Genomic DNA, 24847 nt, shown 5'->3' with positions numbered 1-24847 from the left:
CGGCCCGCGCCGCCGCGCTCGATCGCGCCGCCCAGGCCCTGCGCGCCGCCGCGCCGCAGGTGCTCGCCGCCAATGCCCGCGATCTGGCCGCGGGCGAGGCGCGGGGGCTTTCGGGCGCGATGCTCGACCGGCTGATGCTCGACGAGGCGCGGCTCGCAGGCGTTGCCGACGCGGTCGCGGCCGTCGCCGCCCTGCCTGATCCGGTCGGCGAAGTCATCGACAGCACCGTGCGGCCCAACGGCCTCAGGCTCAGCCGCATCCGCGTGCCGCTCGGCACGATCGGGATCATCTACGAAAGCCGCCCCAACGTCACCGCCGATGCTGCCGCGCTGTGCGTGCGCGCGGGCAACGCGGTGATCCTGCGCGGCGGGAGCGAGGCGGTCCATTCCAACCGCGCGATCCATGCCGCGCTTGTCGAGGGTCTCGTCGCCGGCGGTGTCCCTGCCGATGCCGTGCAATTCGTCCCCTCGCAGGACCGGGCCTGCGTGGGAGCGATGCTGACCGCGAACGGCCTCATCGACATGATCGTGCCGCGCGGCGGCAAGAGCCTGGTCGAACGCGTGCAGGCCGATGCCCGCGTCCCCGTGCTCGCGCATCTCGACGGGATCAACCACACCTATATCCACGCCGCCGCCGAGCCCGCCATGGCCGAGGCGATCGCAGTGAACGCCAAGCTGCGCCGCACGGGCATCTGCGGGTCGATGGAGACGCTGCTCGTCGACGCCGCCTACCCGGCCATACCCGCGCTGCTCGGCGCGTTGATCGCGGCCGGGTGCGAGCTGCGCGGCGACCCGCGCATCGCCGCGCTGGATCCGCGCATCATCCCGGCAAGCGATGATGACTGGGACACCGAATATCTCGACGCGATCCTTTCGGTCGCCTGTGTTGACGGCCTCGATGCGGCGCTCGCTCATGTCGCGCGCCATTCCTCGGCCCATACCGACGCGATCGTCACCGCCGACGCGGCCGCCGCCGAGCGCTTCCTCGCCGAGGTCGACAGCGCGATCGTGATGCACAACGCTTCCTCGCAATTCGCCGACGGGGGCGAGTTCGGATTGGGCGCGGAGATCGGGATCGCCACCGGGCGGCTCCATGCGCGCGGGCCCGTCGCACTGGAAGGGCTGACCACCTACAAGTGGCAGGTGCGCGGGCAGGGGCAGATCCGGCCGTAACCCGATGGCGAAACCGCAACTGACCGGGCTGCTCGGCGGCAGCTTCAACCCCGCGCATGGCGGGCACCGGCGCATCACGCTGTTTGCCGCCGAGGCCTTGGGCCTGGCGGAGACCTGGTGGCTGGTCTCACCCGGCAACCCCTTGAAACCTCAGGACGACATGGGATCGCTCAAGGCCCGCCTGCGCTCTGCGGAACGGCAGGCGCGGCGCGTGCGGATCGTGCCTTCGGCGATCGAGCTCGACCTTGATACCCGCTACACCGTCGACACCCTGCGCAAGCTTGTGCGGCGCTATCCCAAGCGGCGTTTCGTATGGCTGATGGGGGCCGACAACCTCGCGCAGTTCCATTTGTGGAAGGGCTGGCGGCGGATCGCGCGGACAATGCCGATTGCGGTGATCGCGCGGCCCGGCTATGATGCCACTGCCATGACGAGCCCCGCCATGGCCTGGCTCCGGCGCTATATCGTGCCCGCTGCCGGTTTTCGCACAAGGGGGCAATGGAGCGCACCGGCCCTGGTGTTATTGCGTTTCGATCCTGACCACCGCTCGGCCACGGCGATCCGCCGTGCTCATGCCGGGTGGGCCGAGCAGTTGCTCGGCGCAGGGAAGGTCGGCGCACATCATGACGCACCGGTGCGCGATCGGCTGACATTCCGCAGCATCCGGTCATGGGAGGACGCATGAAGCGCGCAACCGGCGTTTCGGCTGCTTCCGGGGCCGGTCCGCGCCATGCCGGCTTCCATCGCCCGTCCTCAAGGAGATACCCGATTGCCGATGAACGAGGCCTTTGTCGCATCGCTTCCGCTGGGGGCCACGCAGGCCGCCGCCACGCTCGCCCAGTCGCTGACTGCGGGCAAGCCTGAGGTGGGTCCGGCCGAACTGCACCAGCTGGTGCTTTCGCAGCTTGACGACGATCAGGCGCAGGACGTCGTCTCGATCCCGCTTGAGGGCAAGAGCTCGATCGCCGATCACATGGTGATCGCCAGCGGGCGCTCGACCAGGCAGGTCGCGTCGTTGGCGCAGAAGCTGGCCGAGAAGATCAAGCAGGCCGGCTTCGGCCACGCCCGCGTCGAAGGCCTGCCGGCCGCCGACTGGGTGCTGATCGATGCGGGCGATGTGGTGATCCACCTGTTCCGCCCCGAAGTGCGCAGCTTCTACAATCTCGAGCGGATGTGGAGCTTCGAAGGTTCGGAAACCTCGATGATGGGTAGGAATTAGAGGCGTCGTGTTTGCGTGCCCGCCTCCGCGGGCACGTCCTCGGTGCTGTTTCGAGCCCTGCGGGCTCGGGCACCTGCGGCTCGCGCGCGTGCGCTCGCGGCCCGCTTTGCGTGCCGGACCAGCGCGATGATCGGCCTTGAAGAGGCCGCAAGGGCGAACGCCCGCCGGCCGTAAGGCCGCCCCCTCGGCAGGCAAAGGCGAAGCCTTTTGCCGCGAGAGAAAAGGACCCGCGTCATGCTCCTCCACATCATCGCGCGCGGGAAAATCGGCCGGTCGCCCGAGGGCGAGCTGGTGGAGCGTTACGCCAGGCGGTTGACGTGGCCGGTCAAGCTTACCGAATGGCCCGATACCGGCGCGGGCAAGGCCGCCGAGCCGCTTACCCCCCACCGCACCGTCCTGCTTGATGAACGCGGCAAGGCGATGTCCTCGGACCGTTTCGCGCAGCTGCTGGGCAAATGGCGTGACGAGGGCGTGCGCGAGTCCCGCTTCCTGATCGGCGCGGCGGACGGTCATTCGGATGCCGAACGCGCCTCGGCCGACCTCCTGCTGGCCTTCGGGCCCGCCACCTGGCCGCACATGATGGCCCGCGCGATGCTGATGGAGCAGCTCTACCGTGCCACCACGATCCTTGCAGGCCATCCCTATCATCGGGCATGAGAGGCCCATGCGCCGCCGCCTGATCCTCGCTGCCATCGCCATGACCGGCACCGGCGCCGCGCTGACGCTCGCCCTGCCGCAGAGCGATGCGGCCCCCGCGGCAGCGCTGCTCGATCCGGCCGAGGCCGGGGCCGCGCTCGCCCGCGCCACCCGCGAGGGCAAGCTCGCCGACGCGCGCGCGCAAAGGCTCACCGCCGAGGCCGAGGCCGCGACCGAAGCCGCCGAGAAGACCGCCAGCGAAGCCGCCGCGCTCGCCGCGCGGATCCAGCAGGCCGAGGCGGGGATCGAGGCGGCGCGCGCGCGTCTCGCCATCGCCAAGGACCAGCGCGCCAGGCTCACCGCCCGGCTCGCCGCCAAGCAGGCCCCGACCGCGCGCCTTGCCGCGGCGCTCCAGACCGCCGCGCGCCGCCCGCTGGCGCTCGCCGCGCTGCAACCGGGCTCGCTGGAGGATGTCGTCCACGTCCGCGCGGTCATGGCGAGCGCCGTTCCGCAGATCCGCCAGCGCACCGCGGCCCTGCGCGCCGATCTCGATCGCGGCCGCGCACTCGAGGCCGAGGCCGCGCAGGCGCTTGCCGCTTTGCGCAGCGGGGAGGGCGACCTGCTCCAGCGCCGCAGCCAGCTTGCCGCGCTCGAACAGCAGCAGCGCCTCGCCTCGCGCACCGCGCAGGGCGCGGCGCTGCGCGAGGCCGAACGCGCACTGGCGCTGGCCGAGGAAGCGCGCGATCTTGATGGCCTCGTGGGCAAGCTTGGCGAAGTGGCGGCGCTGCGCGACGCGCTCGCCGCGCTTCCCGGCCCGGTGCTGCGCCCTGCCGATCTTGCCGCGGCGCTTCCTGCCGAATCCGCACCCGCTCCCGCCGCGCCCCCGCCCGCCTTCCAGCTGCCCGTGCAGGGGCGCACGCTGGTGGGCTTCGGGGCAAGGCGCGCGAGCGGGCTTGCCTCGACCGGCCTCACCCTCGCGCCCGCTCGCCAAGCGCAGGTCGTTGCCCCGGCGCGCGGGCGGGTGGCCTTCGCGGGCGCCTATCGCGGCTTCGGGCGAATCGTCATCATCGAGCATCCGGGCGGCTGGACCAGCCTCGTCACCGGGCTCGAAAGGGTCGATGTCGCGGTGGGCGACACGGTCATCGGCGGCTCCCCGGTGGGCCGCGCGGCCGGCGGGGCAGAGCCGGTGACGATCGAATTGCGGCAGGGCGGCAAACCCGTCAACCCCTTGCAATATTTGCGTTAAGTGCGCTCCGCTGCCAAGCAGACCCCCGCCCGCCGCCCCGTGCTGGCACACCCCGCGCACGCGGCACGTGTTATCTGGCGTTCATCTGCCCGAACCTATACATTCGCGTGACAAAGGAGGCTTCCCACGCCCATGAACATCGCCGCTCTCCTGCGCAGCGCCGCGCTCGTCACCGCTGTCGCGCTGATCCCCGCCACCACCGCCACCATGGCGCAGGTCGATGGCTGCGCCGCCCCCGAGTTCGCCAAGCTCTTCGCGGTCTTCCAGCGCGTCAAGGCGAGCTATGTCGAGCCGGTCGATGACGACACCCTGATCCGCGGTGCGATCGACGGGATGCTCGCCGCGCTCGATCCGCATTCGGCCTATCTCGACGGGGGCGATCTCCAGCGCCTGGAGACGATGATCGACGGTCAATATTCAGGTCTCGGCCTGTCGGTGGTGATGCAGGACGGGGCGGTCAAGGTCGTCTCGCCGTTCCGCGGCAGCCCGGCCGAGGCCGCCGGGATCAAGGCGGGCGACTTCATCACGCACCTGAACGGCAAGCTGATCGTCGACACCAAGCTCGATGACGCGGTCGCACAGATGCGCGGACCCAAGGGCACCTCGATCCGCCTCACCATCTACCGCCAGGGCCGCGACGAGCCGCTCGAAGTGGACGTGACGCGCGGCGTGATCGAGCTGGAGCCGGTGACCTCCGAGCTTCTGTCGGGCAATGTCGCGCTTATCACCGTCAATGAATTTTCCGCCAATGTCGGGGCCGACGTGTTTGCCGAATGGCAATCGCTGAAGAAGAAGGCCCCGGGCGGGCGACTGAGCGGACTGGTGCTCGACCTCAGGAACAACCCCGGCGGCAGCCTCGACGAATCGGTCGCGCTCTCCGACCTGTTCCTCACCAATGGCCAGATCGTCAGCCAGCGCGGCCGCGCGCGGGGCGAGACGATGCTCTACGATGCCGAGACCGTCTACCGCGGCGACATGGCCGAAGGCGTGCCGATCATCGTGCTGATCAACGCCGGCTCGGCCTCGGCCTCCGAGATCGTCGCCGGGGCCTTGCAGGACCACCGCCGTGCGCTGATCATGGGCGAGAGGAGCTTCGGCAAGGGCTCGGTCCAGTCGCTGCTCCCGCTCGGCAAGGACGCCGCCTTGAAGCTGACGACGGCGCGTTACTACACCCCCTCGGGGCGCTCGGTCCAGGAGGGCGGGATCAAGCCCGACATTGCCGTGCCGCAGATTTCCGACCCCGATTTCCGGTTGCGCCAGAAATACCAGACCCGCGAAAGCGATCTGCGCGGCCATCTCATCAACGAGATCGGATTGAAGGACGAGGAGCTGGAGGGCGACAGGATCGCCGATCCGCGCTTCCAGCTCACCGCCGCGCAGCTTGAAGCGCAGGGGATCAAGGACTTCCAGTTGAACTACGCTGCCGATACCCTGCGCCGCACGACCAAGAGCACCGTCGCGCTCCGCCCGGGCACCCAGCGCGCGGCGAAACCCTAGGGACAAGGCGCATGGACAATCTGGGCAAGGCCCGCGCGCTGGCCGTGCTGGTTCCGGCTGCGCTGCTCGGCGGGGCTTACGTGTCGCAATACGGCTTCGGGCTCCACCCTTGCGAGATGTGCTGGTGGCAGCGCTATCCGCATTTCGCGGCGATGGCGCTCGGCCTCGCGGCCTTCGCGGTCAAACCGGCGGCGCGTCCGCTGGTGCTGCTGGCGGGGCTGGCGATCCTCGTCTCGGGCGGCATCGGGCTGTTTCACGCAGGGGTAGAATATGGCTGGTGGAAGGGCATCACCGATTGCACCGCCCACGCCCCGGCCGGTGCGGCCTTCGACTTCGCCAGCCCGGTCGTGCCTTGCGACATTCCGCAATGGACGCTGTGGGGGGTGAGCCTTGCGGGCTTCAATTTCCTCTTCTCCGGCCTTGGCGGTGCAGCCGTGGTGGCGCTGGCTGCGTATCGCAGGTAGGGCGTCCCCCGAGGAGTTTTCCATGGACCGCAAAGACCTCCACCGCATGATCCGCGTCGACCAGGCCGGCGAATTCGGCGCGACGCGCATCTATGAAGGCCAGCTCGCCGTGATGGGCGACCGTGGGCCGCACTCGGCCGAGATCCGCCACATGGCAGCCCAGGAGGCCGAGCACCGCAAGAAGTTCGACGCTCTGCTGGCGCGGCGCGGGGTCCGCCCGACCGCGCTCCACCCCTTCTGGTCGGCGGCGGGCTATGCGCTGGGTGCGGGCACCGCGCTGCTCGGGCCGGAAGCGGCGATGGCCTGCACCGCCGCGGTCGAAACCGAGATCGACAAGCATTACAGCGACCAGCTCGATGCTCTGGAAGCGAGCGGCGCCGATCCTGAACTCGCCGCGATGATCGCCGAATTCCGCGAGGAAGAACGTGAACACCGCGACGCCGCCTTCGCCAACGGTGCCGAACGCGCGCCCGCCTATCCGCTGCTGGCCGGCGCGATCCGGCTGGGGTGCAGGATCGCGATCAAGGTCAGCGAGCGCCTTTGATTGCGCGCGCCCCTCCGGGCGCGCGTCCTCGGTGCTGTTCCTTCGCTTCGCTACGCGCACCTGCGGGCCGCCGTTCGGCCTTGCGGCCCGTCCGTTGGCGGGCCGTTTTTGGTTGCGTGTCCGCCTTGCGCGGGCACGTCCTCGGTGCGGTTCCCTTCGCTGCGCTGCGGCGCACCTGCGGCTCGCGCGGGTGCGCTAGCGGCCTTTCGGGCCAAACCAGCGCTTGTCGGCCTGGCCTGAGCTTGGCGCATCATGTGCCGCGAGCGCCGCGCCAGCACTCCCCTCCCCTTGGGGACGGGTTGGGGGTGGGTGCTCGGCACTTCCCGCCTTCTCGCCGCCTTCACGCCCGGTTCAGCCCTCCGGCTCTAGACAAACCCTCCCGCGCGGGGGCATGGCTGCGGCCTCGCCTGCGTGCGACACAGAGGACCTGCACCATGAAGCGCCTGCTTGCCCCCGCCGCTCTCGCCCTGCTTGCCGCCGCCAGCCCCGCTGCCGCCCAGAGCGCGGACGAGAAGATCAACATGGTGATCGCCTACAGCGAATCCGAATGCCCCGTCGCCCAGCCCGGCGAAATCGTGGTGTGCGAGATCCTCGTAGAGGAGGATCGCTACCGCATCCCCACGAACCTGCGCTATTCCGAAGACCCGGCCAACGTCGCCCGCGCGCGGCAGGTCGAGGAGATCAAGTATGTCGGCGATTTCGGCGCGATGAGCTGTTCGCCCGCCGGCGCCGGCGGGTTCACGGGGTGCAACCAGAAGTTCATCGAGGCCGCCTACAAGGACAAGTCGGAAGCCGACGCGGTCCGCTTCGGCCTGCTGATCGAAAAGGCCCGCGAGGAACGCCTCTCGACCATCGACGCCGAAGCTGCCGCCGAGCAGAGCCGCGTCGAGATGATCGAGCGCGAATATATGGAGCGCCTCGAACGCGAGCGTCAGGCCGAACTTCCCGGCGAAGCCCAGCTCTCGCCGCCGCCGAAGTAAGGTTTGGCCCCGCTTGATCTCCCCTTCCCTCGGGGAGGGGGTTGGGAGGTGGGGCTCCCCGCCAGCGGCCACGCCGAGGCCGTCAGGCCGAGCCCGCCTTCGCCACCCTCGCCGCCGCGGCGCAGGGCAGCCCGTCAGACCCCGTAATACTCCCGGTACCACGCCACGAACTGCGCCACCCCTTCGCGAAACCCGGTCTGCGGGGTGTAGCCGGTGAGCGTTTTCAGAAGCGTCGCATCGGCCCAGGTCGCGGGCACATCGCCCGGCTGGATCGGCAGATAGTTGCGGATCGCCGCGCGCCCGCACTCGGCCTCGATCGCCTCGACAAAATCGAGCAGCCGAACCTTCTCGCCATTGCCGATATTGACCACCCGGAAGGGCGCGACCGGCGAGAGGCTGTCGCCCTCGGGCACGTCCCCGGGCGTCTCGGGCCGCACCGGTGCGGCATCGACCAGCAGCCGGATGCCGCGCACCAGATCGGCGACAAAGGTGAAATCGCGGTACATCTCGCCACCATTGTAGATGTCGATCGGCGTGCCTTCGAGGATCCCGCGGGTGAACTTGAACAGCGCCATGTCGGGCCGCCCCCACGGGCCGTATACGGTGAAGAACCGGAACATCGTGGTCGGCAGGTTCCAGAGATGCGCGTAGGAATGCGCCATCGCCTCGTTGGCCTTCTTGGTCGCCGCGTAAAGCGTCAGCGGCGTATCGACCTTCTGGCCTTCGTGGAACGGCATGTCCGTCACCGCACCATAGACCGACGAGGTCGAGGCCATCAGCAGGTGCTCCACCCCGAGCTCGCGCGCGCATTCCATCACGTTGAACGCGCCGACAAGGTTCGCATCAACATAGGCGCGCGGGTTTTCAAGGCTGTAGCGCACCCCCGCCTGGGCGGCGAGGTGGACGATCACGTCGGGCCTTTCTGCCAGGGCCAGCGCGTGGAGCTTCTCGAAATCTTCCAGCAGGCCTTCCACACAGCGGAAATGCGGGTGCTGGAGCAGCATCTGGTGCCGCCGCTGCTTGAGCCGGACATCGTAATAGTCGGTCATGCCGTCATAGCCGACGACCCGGAACCCCTCTGCGAGCAGCAGGGCCGCAAGGTGGTAGCCGATGAACCCGGCCGATCCGGTGACAAGAACGGTGCGCATGCCAGCGCTCCTTACGCGCTGCGCCTTAAGAAAGTCGCCCTAGGAAAGGGCGATATCCGGCGCGTCTTCCTGCTTCATGCCGACGACGTGGTAGCCCGCATCGACATGGTGCGTCTCCCCCGTCACGCCCGAGGCGAGGTCGGAGAGCAGGTAAAGCCCCGCCCCGCCGACATCCTCGATCGTGACATTGCGGCGCAGCGGCGAATTGTATTCGTTCCACTTGAGAATGTGGCGGAAATCGCCGATCCCGCTCGCCGCGAGGGTCTTGATCGGCCCGGCGCTGATCGCGTTGACGCGGATGCCCTTGGGGCCGAGGTCGTTGGCGAGATACTTGACGCTCGTCTCGAGCGCCGCCTTGGCGACCCCCATGACGTTGTAATGCGGCACGACCTTTTCCGCGCCATAATAGCTGAGCGTCAGGATCGCCCCGCCGGCCTCGGGCATCATCGCGGCGGCGCGCTGCGCGATGGCGACCAGCGAATAGGCCGAGACGTTCATCGTCAGCAGGAAATTGTCGAGGCTGGTGTCGACATACTTGCCGCGCAGTTCGTTCTTGTCGGAAAAGCCGATGGCGTGGACCACGAAGTCGATCGTCTCCCAGCGCTGCTTCAGGACGGCGAAGGCGGCATCGAGCGAATCCATCCGCGACACGTCGCATTCGAAGGTGAAATCGCTGCCCAGTTCGGCGGCGAGCGGGATCACCCGCTTGGCGAGCGCCTCGCCCTGATAGGAGAAGGCCAGTTCGGCGCCCTGCTCGGCGAGCTTCTTGGCGATCCCCCAGGCGAGCGACTTGTCATTGGCGAGCCCCATGATCAGGCCGCGCTTGCCGTTCATCAGTCCAGTCATTCACACTGTCTCCTCGCCTGCGTCTTTCGGGGTCAGGTCCCGCCCTTCGAGCGCGAGTGCCGCGTTCAGTTCCGCGCCGATAACGAGGCCGAGGCCGACAAGCCAGAAAAACAGCAGTGTCACCATCGCGCCTGCAAGGCTGCCGTAGGTGAGATCATAGGTGAAGACGCTGCGCAGCACCACCGGCAGCGCGGCGGCGACACCCAGCCACCACAGCATCGTGAAGAGCGCGCCGGGCCATTTGGGATAGCGGCGGCCGCGGAAGGCGGGCGGGGTGAGGGTGATGAACAGCACGAACAGCGATCCCCACAGGCCCAGCGCCGGCACGATCCGCGACAGCCGCAAGGTGCTTATCCACTGCCCGAACTGGGGAAAGGCGGCATCGATCACCTCCTGCGCGCCGCCGATCAGCACCTGCGCGAACAGCGAGAGCATCAGCACCACCACCGCGCCAAGGATGATCCCGGCCGAAAACAGCCGCGTCTTCCAGAAGGCGGTGCGGTTCCTGGTCCCGTAAGCGCGGCGCAGGATGTCGCGGATGGTCTCGATCAGGCTCGACACCGTCCACAGGCCCACGGCGCCCCCCGCCCACAGCAGCCAGCCCGAGCGCGCATAGACCACGTCCTCTGCCACCGGCACGATCGTTTCGGCGACCGAGCCGGGCAGGGCCAGCGCGACCGAGAGGATCATCGCCTCGGCATTGTCGCGTCCGCCGATCAGATCGAACAGCGCCGCGCCGAGGATGAAGAACGGGAAGATCGCCAGCATCCCGAGATAGGCGAGGTTCCCGGCGTGGATGAAACCGTCGTTGAAGGTGTCGCGTGCGACCCGCCTTGCAATCTGCCCGGCGCGCCCTGCGAAGGGGGATGCCGCGCCCGCTGCGGGCAGGGGCGGGTTGTCGGTTCGGGTCATGGGCACGGCCTTTCGCTGGGCAGGCGTCAGAGCCCGAACTTTTCGCGCGGGCGGGCGGTGTCAACCCAGCCTTCGAGCCTTTGTTCCAAAGGGGCAAGATCGGCCGGCAGCTGGATCTCGATCGTTACCAGCTGGTCGCCGCGTTCGTGCTTGCCATCGGTGACGGTGCCGTTCTTCTTCGTCCAGCCCTTGCCCGCGAGCCGCATCACCGTGCCGCTGCTGGTGCCCGGCTTGAGGGTGAGCATCACCGCCCCGTCGACCGTCGGGCACTTGACCTTGGCGCCGCGCACCGCCTCGTCGAGGGTGACGGGCAGGTCCATGCGGATATTGTCGCCCTCGCGCCGGAAGAAGGGGTGGTTGCCGACCTCGACCATCACGATCCCGTCGCCATTGCCGCCCGGGCCGGGGTGGCCCTTGTCCTTGAGGCGCATCATCGTCCCGTCCTCGACCCCGACGGGGAGTTTCAGGTTGATCGCCTTGCCATCGGCCAGCGTGATGCGCTGGTCGCGCCCGGCGGCGGCCTCGACGAAGGGCACCGCGAGCCGGTACTGGATGTCCGCGCCGCACCTCGGCGGAGGCGGCGGAGGCTGGCGGCCGAACCCGCGCCGTGCGCCCGGGCCGGGGCCCTGCGGCTTGCGCCCGCCGAACAGGCCTTCGAACAGGTCGCCAAGATCGACATCGTCGGCGCCGAACCCCTCGAACCCGCCCGCGCCCGGCGCGCCGCCCGGGCCCGCGCCATAGGTGCCGCCGCGCCCGAACCCGCCCGGCCTTGCCCCCATCCCCGCGAAGGGATTGGCGGGATTGCCGTCGGCATCGATCTCGCCGCGATCATATTGCGCGCGCTTGGCCTTGTCCGAGAGCAGGTCATAGGCGCGGGTCACCTCGGAGAACTTTTCCGCCGCCTTGGGATTGTCCGTGTTGCGATCGGGATGGAGCTCCTTCGCCAGCTTGCGATAGGCGCTCTTGATGTCCGCCTCGGAGGCGGTCCGGGGGATCCCGAGCGTGGCGTAAAGATCGCGCATGGTGAGTTAGCTAGGTGAGACAGTCGCCATGCGCAAGGCTGGACGCTCGTCGGCGGAAGGGCGGCGTTAACCGATGCGCCTTTCTCAGCCGTGCGGGCGTAGCTATGGGCTGTGCCACAGCAAATCAGGAACCAGGCCAATGTCCGATCCCACCCCGCTCGATGATGCCCAGCTGGCCGATAGCGTGCTGCCAGCGGGCGCCGATCCCTTCGTGTTGTTCGAGGAGTGGTTCGCCGCCGCGCAGGTGGGGGAATTGAATGATCCCAACGCGGTGGCACTCGCCACTGCGACGCCCGAAGGCGGGCCCTCGGTGCGGATGGTGCTCCTGAAGGGCCACGGCACGGGCGAGATCGCAGGCGGCGGGTTCACCTTCTTCACCAATGCCGAGAGCCGGAAAGGTGCGCAGATCCGCGCCAACATGCAGGCCGCAATGCTGTTCCACTGGAAGAGCCTGCGCCGCCAGATCCGGATCGAGGGCCCGCTCACCGAGGTCTCGCCCCAGCGCGCCGACGCCTATTTCCACTCGCGCCCCTACAAGAGCCAGGTCGGCAGCGCCGCGAGCGACCAGTCGCGCCCGCTGCCCGAGCGCCGCGAATATCTCGACCGGGTGCAAGCCCTCTGGGCCGAGCACGAGGCGGCCGGCAAGGTCCCGCGCCCGCCGCACTGGACAGGTTTCACTCTGTCCCCGCGACGAATCGAATTCTGGATCGATCGCGACAACCGGCTGCATGATCGCCGCGAGTTCACCCGCGAGAACGCGGGCGGGCCGTGGTCGGACACGCTTCTTTACCCTTGAGGAACCGCGCAAATGCCCCAGAAAATCCCCTACTGGCACGTCGATGCCTTCGCTGCGCAGCCCTTCGGCGGGAATCAGGCGGCGGTCATGGTGCTCGACGAATGGCTGCCAGATGACGTGCTGGTGAAGATCGGCGGCGAAAACCTCTTCGCCGAAACCGCCTTCGTGGTGCGCGACACCACCGGCGCGGCGGACTGGGAGCTGCGCTGGTGCACCCCGACCTACGAAATCGCGCTGTGCGGCCATGCGACGCTGGCGAGCGGGCATGTCCTGCTCCAGCGGGACGGCGGCGAGCGCATCACCTTCCGCACCCGGAAATCGGGCATTCTCGAGGTCGTGAAGGTGGGCGATGCCTACGAACTGGCGCTCCCGGCCATCCCCACGACGCCGGGTGACTATCCCGAGGCGGTTGCCCTGCTCGGCGCGCAGCCGCGCGAGGTGTGGCAGGGCGAGGGGCGCTACAACGTCTTCCTGTTCGGGAACGAGGCCGAGGTCCGCGCGCTCGATCCCGACATTCGCGGGCTGGGGATGCTGGGCACCGATCAGTTCATCTGCACCGCCCCCGGCGATGCGACCGACATCGTCAGCCGGGTGTTCGTCCCGGGCGGCGGGGTCGACGAGGATTCGGTCACCGGATCGGCCCACGCGGTGCTCACCCCGTTCTGGGCGAAGAAGCTCGGGCGCGAGAGCTTCACCGCCCATCAGGCAAGCCAGCGCGGCGGCGATCTGACGCTGCGGCTGGACGGAGACCGCGCTTGGCTCGGCGGGCCCTGCGTGACCGTGGTCGAGGGGAGCTTCTATCTCTGATCGGTCGCGAAGCGATCGCAAGCCCGAACGGGCGCCCGCAGCGGGCGCAGCTCTGCTGCGCGTCTAGAGAGGACCGCGCGCCGGAGGGCGCGCGGAAAACAAAACTACCTCTCCGGATAGAGCTCCAGCACGTCGGCCGCCTGTTGCAGCATCGGCGGGCGCTGCGCGGTGCCGGAGTGGCCGAGCCGCACCAGCGTCACCTGCTGGCTTGGCGAGACCAGCACATATTGGCCCATGTGGCCGATCAGGCTGAACATGCTCTGCGGTGCGCGGTCGGGGAACAGCGGGTGGTCTTCGCTCGCGCGACCGGGGACGGGGCGGTTGAGCCAGATCTGGAAACCGTAGTGGGGGCTGCGCGGGCTGGGCGTCACCATCGCCTCGACCCAGCGCTGCGGCACGAGCTGCTCGCCGCCGGGCGCGCGGCCCTTGCGGCGCAGGAATTCGCCGAGCTTGGCCCAGTCGCGCGCGGTGGCGTGCATGAGCGAGCCGCCGATGAGGGTGCCCGAGGCGTCGAATTCGGGCACCATGCCGGCCATGCCCAGCGGGCCGAACAGCCGCTGGCGCAGGTATTCGGCGACCGCCTTGCGCCGCGCCTCGGGCTTGTCGCTTGGCGCGAGCGCGCGCGCGGCGATATCGGCGAGGATGACGCTGGTGTTGCTCGAATATTCGAACCTGGCGCCGGGTTCGGCCTCCAGTGGCTGCTCCTCGGCCCACTTGGCCATGTTGTCGCGCCCGTCGAGGAACAGCATGCGGACCTCGCTCGATTCGTAGGGCGGATCGCCCGCCTCGGTGTGCCTCAGGCCGCTCCTCATCTGGAGCAGTTGGCGCAAGGTGATCTCGCCGCGCGGATCGCCCTGACGCTGCCACAGCGGGACCGGGGCAGGCGCGTCCAATGCCAGCAGCCCGTCGGAGACCAGCATGCCGATCAGCACGCCGGTCACGGTCTTGGCCATCGACCAGCTGATGAACCGCGTGTCGCTGGTGTAGCCCGGGCCGTAGCGTTCGGCGGCGAGCTTGCCATTCACCATCAGCACCACCGCGCGCGTTTCGCCGAGGCCGGGCTTGGTGAAAAGGTCGTCGATCTCGCGCGCCAGCCGGTCCTTCGGCGCGCCCGCATCCCGGGTGACGGCAGCCTTGGCCTCGTCCGAAAGCGGGGCATCGGCAACCGGCGCCGCGCCGCAGCCGGCGAGCACGAGCAGGGCTGGCGTGAGGGGAAGGGCGCGGTTAAGGACGGCGGCTCGGAGGGTCATCGCGCCCTCATTTCCCGAAGCATGAAGGCTTGGCAATGGCGAAATCACCCGCTCGCGCGATCACCCGTCCCCGCCGTCGCTGGGGCCTGTGGCTGCTCGCCATCATCGCCCTCGTCGTCGGCGCAGCGGCCTTCACTTTCCGCAGCGAAATCAACGGTTACGGCAGTGTGTCGGCGGCCTATTCGGCGCGGGTGGCGTGTTCGTGCCGCTATGTCGCGGGCCGCCCGCTGGACGATTGCGCCAAGGACAAGCTCGCCGGGATGGAGGCGGTCACGCTGGTCGAGGATGACGAAACGAAGAGCGTCACCGCGCGCTTCCCGCTGGTTGCCAGCGCGACGGCCACCTGGCGCAGGGGTTACGGCTGCGTGCTGGAGCCCTGGGAGGGCTAGGCGGTCTTCGTTTGCGGCCACCTTCGGTGGCGCAGACCTCCCGCCCCGCCTCCCCACCCGGCCACCAAGAATACCATTACGGTATGGTGGCCGGGTGGGGAGGCGGGGCGGGAGGTCTGCTTTCGCGCTAGCGAACCGAAAGCTTTTCAGTCGAACCGATCCACCCGCCGCCGACCACGCGGTCTCCGGCATAGAGCACCGCGGCCTGCCCGGGGGCGACGCCGAATTCCGGCTCGGCAAAGCGGATCGTGACCGGCGCGCCGTCGCCCGGCGGCCCTTCGAGCGTGACCGGCACGGGCCTCGCCAGGCTGCGCACCTTGGCGGTCAGCGGGGCATCGGGCAGGGGGCCGATGCGGTTGGTTTCGGTGAGGTGCGCCGCGCTCACCGCGAGCATCCGCTTCGGCCCGACCCGCACCTCGCGCGACGGCGCATCGAGGCCGACCACATAGAGCGGCTCGGGCTGCCCGCCGATCTCGAGGCCCTTGCGCTGGCCCACGGTGAAGTGGACGATGCCCTTGTGTGTCCCCAGCTTTTCGCCGGTCGCGGCGTGGACGATCGCGCCCGGGGCCGCGCCCTCGGGACGGACCTTGGTGACGATCTTGGCGTAATTGCCATCGGGCACAAAGCAGATGTCCTGCGAATCGGGCTTGGCCGCGTTCCTGAGGCCCGCCGCCTCGGCCAGCGCGCGCACTTGCGGCTTGGGCATGCCGCCAAGGGGAAAGCGCAGGTAGGCGAGCTGCGCTTCTGTCGTGCCGTAGAGAAAATAGGACTGGTCCCGCGCGGGATCGAAGGCGCGGTGCAGCTCAACGCCCCCGTCTGCGCCCGCGACGCGGCGGACATAGTGCCCGGTCGCAAGGCAATCCGCCCCCAGTTCGCGCGCCATGCGGAACAGGTCGGTGAACTTGGGCCCCATGTTGCAGCGGATGCAGGGCACCGGGGTGCGCCCGGCGAGATATTCGTCGGCGAACTGTTCGACCACGTCCTCGCGGAAGGCGCTTTCGTGGTCGAAGACGTAATGCGCGATGCCCAGCCGGTCGGCCACGGCGCGCGCGTCGCGGATGTCGTCGCCCGCGCAGCATGCGCCCTTGCGACCCGTCGCCGCGCCGTAATCATACAGCTGGAGCGTGATGCCGATCACTTCGGCGCCGCTGGCATGTGCAAGCGCCGCGACCACCGAGGAATCCACCCCGCCGCTCATCGCCACGACGATCCGGCATGTGGCCGCAGGGCGCGGCAGGTCGAACAGCGCGGCGGCGTCGGCGGGGGCGATGAGGCCAGTGTCGGAGAGTGCGGGCGTGGTCATGGGGCGGCGCGCATATAGCGATGCTCCCCCCCGCGCGCCAGTGGGCGGCAATCTTGCCGGTCTGGGCCGGACTAATCCTAAGCCGGGGTAAATGGCGGTTTTACCGGATTTTGACGCACTCGGGTTATCAGAGGCAATGATGTTCGAGAAAGCCAAGCCAATCTCCGCGCCTTCCGAGGCGCCTGCCGGTGGTCTTTCCGCCGAGGAGCGGGCGCTGCTGCGTGCCACTGCCATGGGCGGCGGTGCAGAGCGATTCGGCCTGCGCCAGGTGCGCCGCAACGGCGAGGCGCTGCGGGCGGTGGAATGGAGCGAATTGACCGCCAGGCTCAATGCCGCGCGCGATTTGCGGTTGCTGCTGCGCACCGAGAGCGCGGCCCCGATCGGAGCGGTCGCGGCGAGTTTCGGCGATGCCGCGGCCAGCTATTTCGCACTTATCGAAGATAGCGAACCTCATATTAACCCTGACGCTTTAGGACAATCTAAACGCCCAGGTGCAATGGTCGAGGCAGCCAGTGCAAACCGCCCGGAGATTGCGAATGGACCCCGTTCCGACGCGCCCCGCGGCGCTGCGAGAGACATGCGATGATTGAGAACCAGGATTTCCGCCCCGTCCAGGTGATCGGCCCCCTCGGGGAGCCGCTGACCCTTGCCGACCTGCCTTCTCCCGATACCAAGCGCTGGGTCGTGCGCCGCAAGGCCGAGGTCGTGGCTGCCGTCAACGGCGGGCTGCTGACTCTCGACGAGGCGCTGGCCCGCTATGGCCTGACGCTCGAGGAATTCGCTTCGTGGCAGCGCGCAGTCGACCGTTCGGGGATGCATGGCCTGCGCGTCACCAAGATCCAGCATTACCGGGACCTCTACGAGCGCCAGCTCAAATACTGACGCCCGAAAGTCACACCCGAACCCGCTGACGGCCCGCTCCGCCCTTAAGGCGTTGCGGGCCGTCGCCGATTCGCGGCACCTTGTCCCCCGGCGCGCCGCCGCGGCGCGCGGCACACAGGGAAAGGGGCGCATGCTGGGGTTCATCTGGTTCATCATCATGGGCGGCGTGATCGGCTGGCTCGCCAGTCTGGTGATGCGGCGCGACGCGAGCATGGGGACGATCGCCAACATCGCGGTCGGTATTGTCGGCTCGTTCATCGGCAACCGCCTGCTCGGCTTCCTCACCGGCGGCGGGACCATCGGCGCATGGCCGCCGGACTGGTCTGGCGTGGCCGGCGCGCTGATCGGGGCGGTGGTTCTGCTCGGGATCCTCAACCTCGTGCAGCGCGGACGGATGCGCTGAGGGTGCCCGCCCCCCCCACCCTTCGTCTAGAGGGAAAGTCACCCGTCGATGTGCGCATTGCGGACAAAGGTGCGACCTTCTATCAGGCATTGCAGTTGGTGACTTAGGCAAGTAATACACTCGGGCCGGCGCAAGCTGCCGGCAGCACGGGTCGAGCCCGGGTGAAGGAATGGCGATGAATTACGAGACGACGATCAAGGCCGAGGCCGCTGACGGGGTGACGACGGACTATGCCGGCGCGCGCAGCCTTGCCGCACCTGCGATCCCGCGCTGGCTGATCCTTGGCGGGCTCGGCGTGTTCGGGCTGCTGCTGGCGGTCGCCTTGTGGTTCGCGCTGGCCGGCGGCGAGCCCGCGCCTGCCGATGACGACAATTCGCAGGCCCCTGCCGTCACCGTCGTGGCCCCGGGCACCACCATGGTCACCGGCGAGATCGAGGCCCCCGGCACCCTCGCCGCGCGCCGCCCCATGCCGGTCGGCGTGGTCGGCGAAGGCGGGCAGGTGATCCAGGTCACCGTCGATGCGGGCGACTGGGTGAGCCAGGGCCAGGTGCTGGCGGTGATCGACCGTTCGGTGCAGGTCCAGCAGGCCGAGGCGCAGGCGGCGCAGATCCAGGTCGCGCGGGCCGATGCCAGTCTCGCCCAGGCCAATCTCGACCGCGCGCTGCAACTGGTGGCGCGCGGGTTCGTCTCCAAGGCCGATGTCGACCGCCTGACTGCGACCCGCGATGCGGCTGCGGCGCGCGTCAAGGTTGCCGAGGCGCAGCTGCGCGAACAGCGCGCGCGCAACCAGCGGCTCAACATCATCGCGCCCGCCACCGGCTATGTCCTGACCCGTGCGGTCGAGCGCGGGCAGACGGTCGGCGCGGGTTCGCCCGCTCTCTTCACCATCGCCAGCGGCGGCGAGATGGAGATGCTCGCCCAGCTTTCGGAGGAACAGCTCGCCAAGATGTCGGTCGGGACCATCGCCAGCATCACGCCGACCGGGTCGGACCAGACCTTCCAGGGCCAGGTGTGGCAGATCTCCCCGACGATCGACCAGCAGACCCGCCAGGGCACCGCGCGCATCGCGCTCGCCTTCAACCCGGCGCTGCGTCCCGGCGGCTTTGCCACCGCGCGCATCAGCAGCGGCAGCTACCGCGCCACCGTGCTCCCCGAAAGCGCGGTGCTCGCCGATCCCAACGGCAGCTTCGTCTATGTGGTCGGAGCGGACAAGAAGGTCACCCGCCGCGCGGTGAAGACCGGGGCCGTCACCGCCAACGGCATCGCCATCACCGAGGGCCTGACGGGCTCGGAAAAGGTGGTGCTGCGCGCCGGCGGGTTCCTCAATCCGGGCGAGACGGTCAACCCGCAGGTCCAGAAGTAGTAAGGCGTCCATCCCTGCCGCGCGCCCTTGCGTAACTGGCAGGAGACGAGCAGCAGCGCACCAGCAGGCAGGAATATCATGGCACTTCGCGACATCTCGGCCTGGTCGATCCGCAACCCGGTGATCCCGCTGGTGTTCTTCACCGGCCTGCTGTTCGCCGGGATCGTCAGCTTCCTGCGCATGGACGTGACCAACAACCCGGATGTCGATTTTCCGGCGGTGATCGTCAACATCGCCCAGCCCGGCGCCTCGCCGACCGAGATCGAGAACCAGATCACCCAGCGCGTCGAAAGCGCGCTGCGCTCGATCAACGGGGTCAATTCGATCCAGTCGACCGCGCGCGAGGGTGCCTCGCAGACCTTCGTCGAATTCGAGATCGGCACCAACCTCATCGAGGCGGTCAACGAGGTCGAGACCGCCATTGACGGCGTGCGCGGGAGCCTGCCCGACGGCATCCTCGAACCGCGCGTCCAGAAGGTCAACGTGGTGGGCGAGGCGATCGGCTACGTCGCGGTCGAGGCCGACGACATGACGCTGGAACAACTCAGCTGGTTCATCGACGATACCGTCGCCAAGCGGCTGCTCAAGATCCCCGGCATGGCCGAGGTCGGCCGCTTCGGCGGGGTCGACCGGCAGATCGAGGTGATCCTCGATCCGGCGCGGATGCAGTCCTTCGGGGTCACCGCCTCGCAGATCAACGCGGCGCTGCGCCAGAGCAACCTCGATGCGGCGGGCGGCCTCGCCGAAGTCGGCGGCACCCGCCAGTCGCTGCGCGTGCTCGGCAATTCGGACACCGCCTACCAGCTCTCGCAGACCCAGATCCAGCTCGGCGGCGGGCGCACCGTGCGCCTGGCCGACATCGCCACGGTGAAGGATGGCTATTCCGAGCGCACCTCGATCAGCGAGGTGGGCGGCAAGGAGGTCGTCAATTTCTTCATGAACCGCGCGCGCGGGGCATCGGACCTCACGGTCTATGACGCCGCGCTCAAGGAGATGGACAAGATCGAGACCGAGAATCCGGGCGTCAAGTTCATCAAGCTCTCGACCACCACCACCTACACGCGCGGCCAGTACAAATCCTCGATGTGGGCGCTGGTCGAAGGCGCGGTGCTTGCCGTGGTCGTGGTGTTCATCTTCCTGCGCGACTGGCGCGCCACCGCGATCAGCGCGGTCGCGATCCCGCTGTCGGCGATCCCGACCTTCTTTTTCATGGACCAATTGGGGTTCAACCTCAATTTCCTCTCGCTCCTCGCGCTTGCGCTGGTGGCGGGCGTGCTGGTCGACGATGCGATCGTGGAGATCGAGAACATCGTCCGGCACATGCGCATGGGCAAGACCGCCTACCAGGCGAGTATCGATGCTGCCGACGAGATCGGCCTGCCGGTGGTGGCGACCAGCTTCTGCATCGTCGCGGTGTTCCTGCCCGTGGGCCTGATGCCGGGCGTTTCGGGCCAGTTCTTCCAGAATTTCGGGATCACCGTGGTGGTCGCGGTGCTCATGTCGCTCGCCGTGGCGCGCATGATCACGCCGCTGATGGCGGCCTATTTCCTCAAGGCCCACGGCGAGACCGAGCATGGTGGCGGGCGCTGGATCGACACCTACATGCGCGTGCTCGCCTGGACGCTCGATACCGGCAAGATGGCCGCCCGCCGCGCGGGGCTGACAGGCTCGGGCAACCGTTTCTTCTACGTCTCCGGCCTGCTGCTGGTGGTGATCGTGCTGCTGTTCGTCCCGGCCGTCGCGATGTTCGAACTGGCGACCGGCGCCTTCAGCGGCGGCGCGTGGAAGGGGCTGCTCGGGCTCGACATCCACAAGCAGATCGCCGCGGCGGTCTCGGCCGATACCAACGGCATGGTCAACAAGCTGGTCGCCAAGGTCTTCGAGGTGGTGCTGGTGCTCACCATCTCGGCGCTGTCCTTCCTTGCCGCCTTCGTCACCTTCAAGGCGATCGAGGCACCTGCGGGCGGAAACAGCGGCTTTTCGCGCAGCCTGCGCTGGATGACGGCGCGCTTTTACGACCACCGCATCTGGATGCTCGGCATCGGCTGGTTCTCGCTCTTGGTGACGATCCTGCTGTTCGGCCAGATCCCCGGACAGTTCCAGCCCGACATCGATACCGAAAACAGCCGCGTCGAGATCGAGCTGGTGCCCGGCACCACGCTCGCCGAGACCAAGCGGGTGGTCAATGCGGTCGCCGCCGAGCTCAACAAGGAGCCCGAGGTCATCCAGCTGCTCGAGCGCATCCGCCTCGGCGAAAGCTCGACGATCTTCATCAAGCTTTCGCCCGATCGCAAGCGCACCTCGATCGAGTTCGAGCGCGACATCGCGCCCAAGCTCGCCAAATTCCCCGATGCCCGCGTCCGCTTCCAGTCGCAGCGCGGCGGGTTCGGTTCGGGCCGCGACATGACGGTGATGCTCGCCGGGTCCGATCCGGTGCTGCTGGAGAAGACCGCGACCGAACTGGTCGAGGAGATGAAGGGGCTGAAGTCCCTCGTCGCCCCGCGCATCAGCGCCGACCTCAACCGCCCCGAAATCATCATCACCCCGCGCGACAAGATCGCCGCCGAACTGGGCGTCACCACCGCCGCCCTGTCGCAGACGATCCGCATCGCCACGCTGGGCGAGATCGAGCAGAACGCGGCGCGCTTCTCGCTGTCGGACCGCCAGATCCCGATCGTGGTGCGCCTGTCGAGCGAATCCCGCACCGATTTCCGCACCATCGAAAACCTGCCCGTGCCGGTCGCGGGCGGCGGGTCGGTGCCCTTGAGCCGCGTTGCCGACATCACCTTCGGTTCGGGCCCGACCGCGATCCAGCGCTACAATCAGAACCGCCGCGTGCTGGTCGGCGCGGACCTGGCTGCGGGCGTGCTCAAGGGTGAGGCGCAGGCCCAGATCGATGCCCTGCCGGTGCTCCAGAACCTGCCGCTGGGCGTGATCCGCGACGTGGTGGGCGAGGAGGAATGGCAGCAGGAGCTGGTCCAGAACCTCATCATCGCGATCATCGCCGGGGTGCTGCTGGTGTTTGCGGTGCTGGTGCTGCTCTACAAGCGGTTGATGAGCCCGCTGGTCAACATGACCTCGCTCGCGCTCGCGCCGCTGGGGGGCGTGCTGCTGATCTGGCTGCTCGGCCAGCCCAACTCGATGCCGGTCTATATCGGCATCCTGCTCTTGCTCGGGATCGTCTCCAAGAACTCGATCCTGCTGATCGATTTCGCGATCGAGGAGATGAACAAGGGCGTCGGCAAGTTCGAGGCGATTCTCGATGCCGGGCACAAGCGCGCCCAGCCGATCGTGATGACCACCGTGGCGATGACCGCCGGGATGGTGCCGGTGGCGATCTCGCTCGAAGGCGACGGCGCATGGCGCCAGCCGATGGGCATTGTCGTGATCGGCGGCCTGGTCGCCTCGACCCTGCTGACGCTGCTGATCGTGCCCGCCGGTTTCAGCCTTGCCGACAGCTTCGAGAAGCGTGCCGGTCCGTGGCTGCGCGCGCGGCTGCTCACCTACAAGCCGGGCGACGACGGCAGCACCGCGGGCGGACCGGTTGCCGATGCGCCGCTGCCCGGCGCCTTCCCGGGCCTCGGCAAGCTGCCCCCGGCAGGGCACGAACCGGCCGAGTGACGGCCCGGCCGGCCCGAAACGGGGTGACGGACGGGCCGGAAGCGGTCTAAAGCCCTGCCATGGCGACGCGTTCCCTGAGGCCCCTGACGCTCGGCGGCCAGCCGCTCACGGTCGACCGCGCGAGGCGGATGCGCTGGACGGCGACGGGGATGCTGGCGGCGATGGCGGTGATCTTCATCGCCACCCACGGCCTCGCGGCGACCGGCCATCCCGCCTGGGGCTATGTTCACGCCTTCGCCGAAGCGGCGATGGTCGGCGGGCTTGCCGACTGGTTCGCGGTCACCGCGCTGTTCCGCCATCCGCTCGGCCTGCCGATCCCGCACACCGCGATCATCCCTGAAAACAAGGACCGCATCGCCGACACCATGGCGGCCTTCCTGCGCGAGAATTTTCTCACCCCCGCGGTTGTCGCACGCCGGATGAGCGGCATGAACATCGCCAAGGCGGCGGGCGAGTTTCTGGCCGCGTCGCCCGGGCGCGGCGGCGTCGACGAACGCTCGCGCATCACCAGCGGAGCCGCGGAACTGCTCGCCGAGGTGCTCGAAAGCCTCGATCCCGACCGGCTCGGCAACCAGGTCCGCTCCGGCCTCGCCAGCCAGCTTGCCAAGCTCGACATCGCGCCGCTGGCGGGCCGGATGATCGAGAGCGCGATGACCGACAGGCGCCACCAGCCGCTGATCGACGGTTTCGTGCGCTGGGCGGGCCTGACGCTCGAGGACAACGAGGAGACGATCCGCGACATCATCCACCAGCGCGTCGCGGGCGTGCTGCGCTGGGCGGGGATCGACAAGACCATCTCCGCAAGCGTGCTCGACGGGCTCTACAAGCTGCTCGCCGAGGTGCTGGTCAATCCCGACCATACCTTGCGCGGCAAGATCGAGGAGGGGCTGGCGAAGCTCGGGCAGGACTTGCAGCACGATCCCGCCACCCGCGAACGGGTCGAGGAGATGAAGCGCGATCTCATCGCCAACCCGGCCGTGGCGGTGTGGTGGACGGGGGTGTGGGAACGCATCCGCCAGTCGCTGATCCGCCGCGCGCGCGATCCCGAAAGCCAGATGGGCGCGGAGATGCGCAACATGCTCGGCGAACTGGGCGAGGCGCTCCAGCGCGACGCGCGGCTGCAACACCAGATCAACCGCTTCGCCCGCCGCACGGCTGTCGGCATCGCCACCCGCTACGGCGACCAGATCGTCCGGCTGGTGTCCGAGACGGTCAAGCGCTGGGACGCCCGCACCATCACCGACCGCGTCGAAGGCGCCGTGGGACGGGATTTGCAGTTCATCCGCATCAACGGCACGCTCGTGGGCGGGCTGGTGGGGATGGCGCTGCATGGGTTGGGTGGGGTGATGTGAGGGGGGCCGCGCTCCGGGCGTCTCAGGATGCATCTACGAAATAGCTGAAAGCGCTCACGATAAACGAGCGCATCGGCTGGCCGTTGGCATCGAGCGCCGGTTCGAACCTTGCCATCCGCGCCCGCGAACAGACCGGCGGCCGCACCGAATTGACGGAAGTAGCGTTGATCCGCACACAGTCCGACACGCTGCCATCGGTTTCGACGATGAAGCGAAATTCGACCACCGCCTGATCCTCGGTGCCGCGCTCGGTGCCGAAATTGTCGTTGATCATCCGCTCGCGAACCTGCTTGAAGTTCACCCAGCGCGGCGGCGTATAGTATCGGTGCTGGGCCGGATCGAGCCCCCAAGAGGCGATCAGATCAACCGTGCAGGCATTCAGTGCGCGGATGGCGGGCTGCATATTGCCCGTCTCCAGCACCAGCACCTCCTTGTCCTGCCCGCGTACGACGATACGCTCAACCTTGCGGCTGCTGTTGAGGCTGATGCCCGACTGGATCGCCGCGCGGTCGCCCTGCCCGGGCTCGCCATAGGCAGGCGAAGTCATGGTAACGCTCGGCCAGATCAGCGCGCGGCCGAACCCGTCGAGTGTGCCGCCAAGGCGCAGGTGGGGGATCATCATCGGCCGGTCGCTCTCCAGCCCGAGCTGCATGAAGATCCGCCCGTCGAGATCGGGAAGCTGATTGCCCGCGATGGTCAGCGCGAACTTGGCGACCGGAGCGCTCTGTTCGATGGCGAGGAGATGTGGCTGCTGTTCGCTGCCGAACAGGCGGCGCAACCGGCACCGCTGTTCATCATAATCGACGCCCCATTCACTGACCGGCGCAAGCCGCACCGCGCCCGGGATGTTCGCGACCTCGCCGGGCAGTTCAGCCGGCTGCGCAGGCGCAGGCGCGAGCGCGAGAAGCAGTGATGGCAGAAGCGGCGAACCCATGAAAAAACCTCCGGCAGTCATACGAGACTGCCGGAGGTTCCTTGCAAAATAAAGACCTTGG

Annotated in this window: 25 protein-coding genes; 18 read left to right on the top strand and 7 right to left on the bottom strand. The window is 68.5% G+C overall.

Annotation, left to right across the window (positions count from 1 at the left end; all coding sequences use genetic code 11):
• The 9 genes from D620_RS0108235 to D620_RS0108195 form a co-directional block, all read left to right on the top strand.
• The coding region (locus D620_RS0108235; RefSeq protein ID WP_017665324.1) for a glutamate-5-semialdehyde dehydrogenase at positions 1 to 1172 on the top strand (1172 nt) is incomplete at its 5' end.
• Between the two features lie 4 nt (positions 1173 to 1176).
• A complete protein-coding gene (locus D620_RS0108230) occupies positions 1177 to 1857 on the top strand; it encodes a nicotinate-nucleotide adenylyltransferase (protein ID WP_017665323.1) in 681 nt (226 codons plus the stop codon).
• A 90-nt stretch (positions 1858 to 1947) separates the two neighbouring features.
• Entirely contained in the window at positions 1948 to 2391 is a 444-nt protein-coding gene (rsfS, locus tag D620_RS0108225; protein ID WP_017665322.1) for a ribosome silencing factor, read from the top strand.
• Positions 2392 to 2625: 234 nt separating this feature from the next.
• Positions 2626 to 3048, top strand: a complete 423-nt coding sequence (locus D620_RS0108220; protein WP_017665321.1) for a 23S rRNA (pseudouridine(1915)-N(3))-methyltransferase RlmH — start codon at positions 2626 to 2628, stop codon at positions 3046 to 3048.
• A 7-nt stretch (positions 3049 to 3055) separates the two neighbouring features.
• Positions 3056 to 4273 carry a murein hydrolase activator EnvC family protein gene (locus tag D620_RS0108215; protein ID WP_017665320.1) on the top strand — a complete coding sequence of 406 codons (1218 nt, stop codon included), beginning with the start codon at positions 3056 to 3058 and terminating at the stop codon, positions 4271 to 4273.
• 132 nt (positions 4274 to 4405) lie between these two features.
• Positions 4406 to 5770 (top strand): S41 family peptidase, encoded by a 1365-nt coding sequence (locus D620_RS0108210; protein ID WP_017665319.1) that lies wholly within the window; start codon positions 4406 to 4408, stop codon positions 5768 to 5770.
• An 11-nt stretch (positions 5771 to 5781) separates the two neighbouring features.
• Entirely contained in the window at positions 5782 to 6234 is a 453-nt protein-coding gene (locus D620_RS0108205; protein ID WP_017665318.1) for a disulfide bond formation protein B, read from the top strand.
• A 22-nt stretch (positions 6235 to 6256) separates the two neighbouring features.
• Complete coding sequence (locus D620_RS0108200) at positions 6257 to 6778, top strand: demethoxyubiquinone hydroxylase family protein (protein ID WP_017665317.1); 522 nt, start codon at positions 6257 to 6259, stop codon at positions 6776 to 6778.
• A 434-nt stretch (positions 6779 to 7212) separates the two neighbouring features.
• Positions 7213 to 7758, top strand: coding sequence for a hypothetical protein (locus D620_RS0108195; protein WP_017665316.1), 546 nt, complete (start codon positions 7213 to 7215; stop codon positions 7756 to 7758).
• 134 nt (positions 7759 to 7892) lie between these two features.
• Here D620_RS0108195 and D620_RS0108190 read toward each other — a convergent pair whose 3' ends face one another.
• From D620_RS0108190 to D620_RS0108175, 4 genes are read right to left on the bottom strand one after another with little or no spacing between them, the layout of a single operon-like run.
• Positions 7893 to 8906, bottom strand: a complete 1014-nt coding sequence (locus D620_RS0108190; protein WP_017665315.1) for an NAD-dependent epimerase/dehydratase family protein — start codon at positions 8904 to 8906, stop codon at positions 7893 to 7895.
• Between the two features lie 39 nt (positions 8907 to 8945).
• Entirely contained in the window at positions 8946 to 9752 is an 807-nt protein-coding gene (gene fabI / locus D620_RS0108185; RefSeq protein ID WP_026092049.1) for an enoyl-ACP reductase FabI, read from the bottom strand.
• Positions 9753 to 10664 (bottom strand): YihY/virulence factor BrkB family protein, encoded by a 912-nt coding sequence (locus D620_RS14950; protein WP_017665313.1) that lies wholly within the window; start codon positions 10662 to 10664, stop codon positions 9753 to 9755. It lies immediately after the preceding gene.
• A 26-nt stretch (positions 10665 to 10690) separates the two neighbouring features.
• Positions 10691 to 11686, bottom strand: a complete 996-nt coding sequence (locus D620_RS0108175) for a DnaJ C-terminal domain-containing protein (protein ID WP_017665312.1) — start codon at positions 11684 to 11686, stop codon at positions 10691 to 10693.
• 139 nt (positions 11687 to 11825) lie between these two features.
• On the opposite strand from D620_RS0108175, the gene pdxH reads away from it, so the two are divergent.
• Together pdxH and D620_RS0108165 are read left to right on the top strand one after the other, a co-directional pair.
• Positions 11826 to 12482, top strand: a complete 657-nt coding sequence (gene pdxH / locus D620_RS0108170) for a pyridoxamine 5'-phosphate oxidase (protein WP_017665311.1) — start codon at positions 11826 to 11828, stop codon at positions 12480 to 12482.
• A 12-nt stretch (positions 12483 to 12494) separates the two neighbouring features.
• Entirely contained in the window at positions 12495 to 13289 is a 795-nt protein-coding gene (locus D620_RS0108165) for a PhzF family phenazine biosynthesis protein (RefSeq protein ID WP_017665310.1), read from the top strand.
• 104 nt (positions 13290 to 13393) lie between these two features.
• On the opposite strand, the gene D620_RS0108160 is transcribed toward D620_RS0108165, so the two are convergent.
• The gene (locus D620_RS0108160) at positions 13394 to 14539 is read right to left on the bottom strand and encodes a serine hydrolase domain-containing protein (protein WP_017665309.1); all 1146 of its coding nucleotides are present in this window, start codon (positions 14537 to 14539) and stop codon (positions 13394 to 13396) included.
• 35 nt (positions 14540 to 14574) lie between these two features.
• Between D620_RS0108160 and D620_RS0108155 the strand changes: the two genes are divergently transcribed.
• On the top strand, positions 14575 to 14928 hold the full coding sequence (locus tag D620_RS0108155) for a hypothetical protein (protein ID WP_017665308.1): 354 nt from the start codon (positions 14575 to 14577) through the stop codon (positions 14926 to 14928).
• Between the two features lie 127 nt (positions 14929 to 15055).
• Here the strand turns inward: D620_RS0108155 and mnmA are convergent, their stop codons facing one another.
• On the bottom strand, positions 15056 to 16231 hold the full coding sequence (mnmA, locus tag D620_RS0108150) for a tRNA 2-thiouridine(34) synthase MnmA (protein WP_017665307.1): 1176 nt from the start codon (positions 16229 to 16231) through the stop codon (positions 15056 to 15058).
• A gap of 91 nt (positions 16232 to 16322) precedes the next feature.
• Between mnmA and D620_RS16405 the strand changes: the two genes are divergently transcribed.
• The 6 genes from D620_RS16405 (at position 16323) to D620_RS0108120 (ending at position 23852) form a co-directional block, all read left to right on the top strand.
• Complete coding sequence (locus D620_RS16405) at positions 16323 to 16817, top strand: hypothetical protein (protein WP_017665306.1); 495 nt, start codon at positions 16323 to 16325, stop codon at positions 16815 to 16817.
• Positions 16814 to 17113, top strand: a complete 300-nt coding sequence (locus D620_RS0108140; RefSeq protein ID WP_017665305.1) for a DUF1153 domain-containing protein — start codon at positions 16814 to 16816, stop codon at positions 17111 to 17113. The genes D620_RS16405 and D620_RS0108140 overlap by 4 nt, the downstream gene beginning before the upstream one ends.
• A gap of 130 nt (positions 17114 to 17243) precedes the next feature.
• Complete coding sequence (locus D620_RS0108135; RefSeq protein WP_033376497.1) at positions 17244 to 17516, top strand: GlsB/YeaQ/YmgE family stress response membrane protein; 273 nt, start codon at positions 17244 to 17246, stop codon at positions 17514 to 17516.
• Between the two features lie 175 nt (positions 17517 to 17691).
• Positions 17692 to 18879, top strand: a complete 1188-nt coding sequence (locus D620_RS0108130) for an efflux RND transporter periplasmic adaptor subunit (protein WP_026092045.1) — start codon at positions 17692 to 17694, stop codon at positions 18877 to 18879.
• Between the two features lie 78 nt (positions 18880 to 18957).
• On the top strand, positions 18958 to 22500 hold the full coding sequence (locus D620_RS0108125) for an efflux RND transporter permease subunit (protein WP_017665302.1): 3543 nt from the start codon (positions 18958 to 18960) through the stop codon (positions 22498 to 22500).
• 59 nt (positions 22501 to 22559) lie between these two features.
• Positions 22560 to 23852: a DUF445 domain-containing protein gene (locus D620_RS0108120; protein ID WP_017665301.1), complete on the top strand. Its 1293-nt coding sequence runs from the start codon at positions 22560 to 22562 to the stop codon at positions 23850 to 23852.
• A gap of 22 nt (positions 23853 to 23874) precedes the next feature.
• Here D620_RS0108120 and D620_RS0108115 read toward each other — a convergent pair whose 3' ends face one another.
• The gene (locus tag D620_RS0108115; RefSeq protein ID WP_155800082.1) at positions 23875 to 24786 is read right to left on the bottom strand and encodes an energy transducer TonB; all 912 of its coding nucleotides are present in this window, start codon (positions 24784 to 24786) and stop codon (positions 23875 to 23877) included.
• Positions 24787 to 24847 lie beyond the last annotated feature (61 nt).

Source organism: Porphyrobacter sp. AAP82, assembly GCF_000331285.1.
GTDB lineage: Bacteria > Pseudomonadota > Alphaproteobacteria > Sphingomonadales > Sphingomonadaceae > Erythrobacter.
Note: the sequence above shows the minus strand (reverse complement) of the source record. Positions and strands in the feature narration are given on the sequence as shown.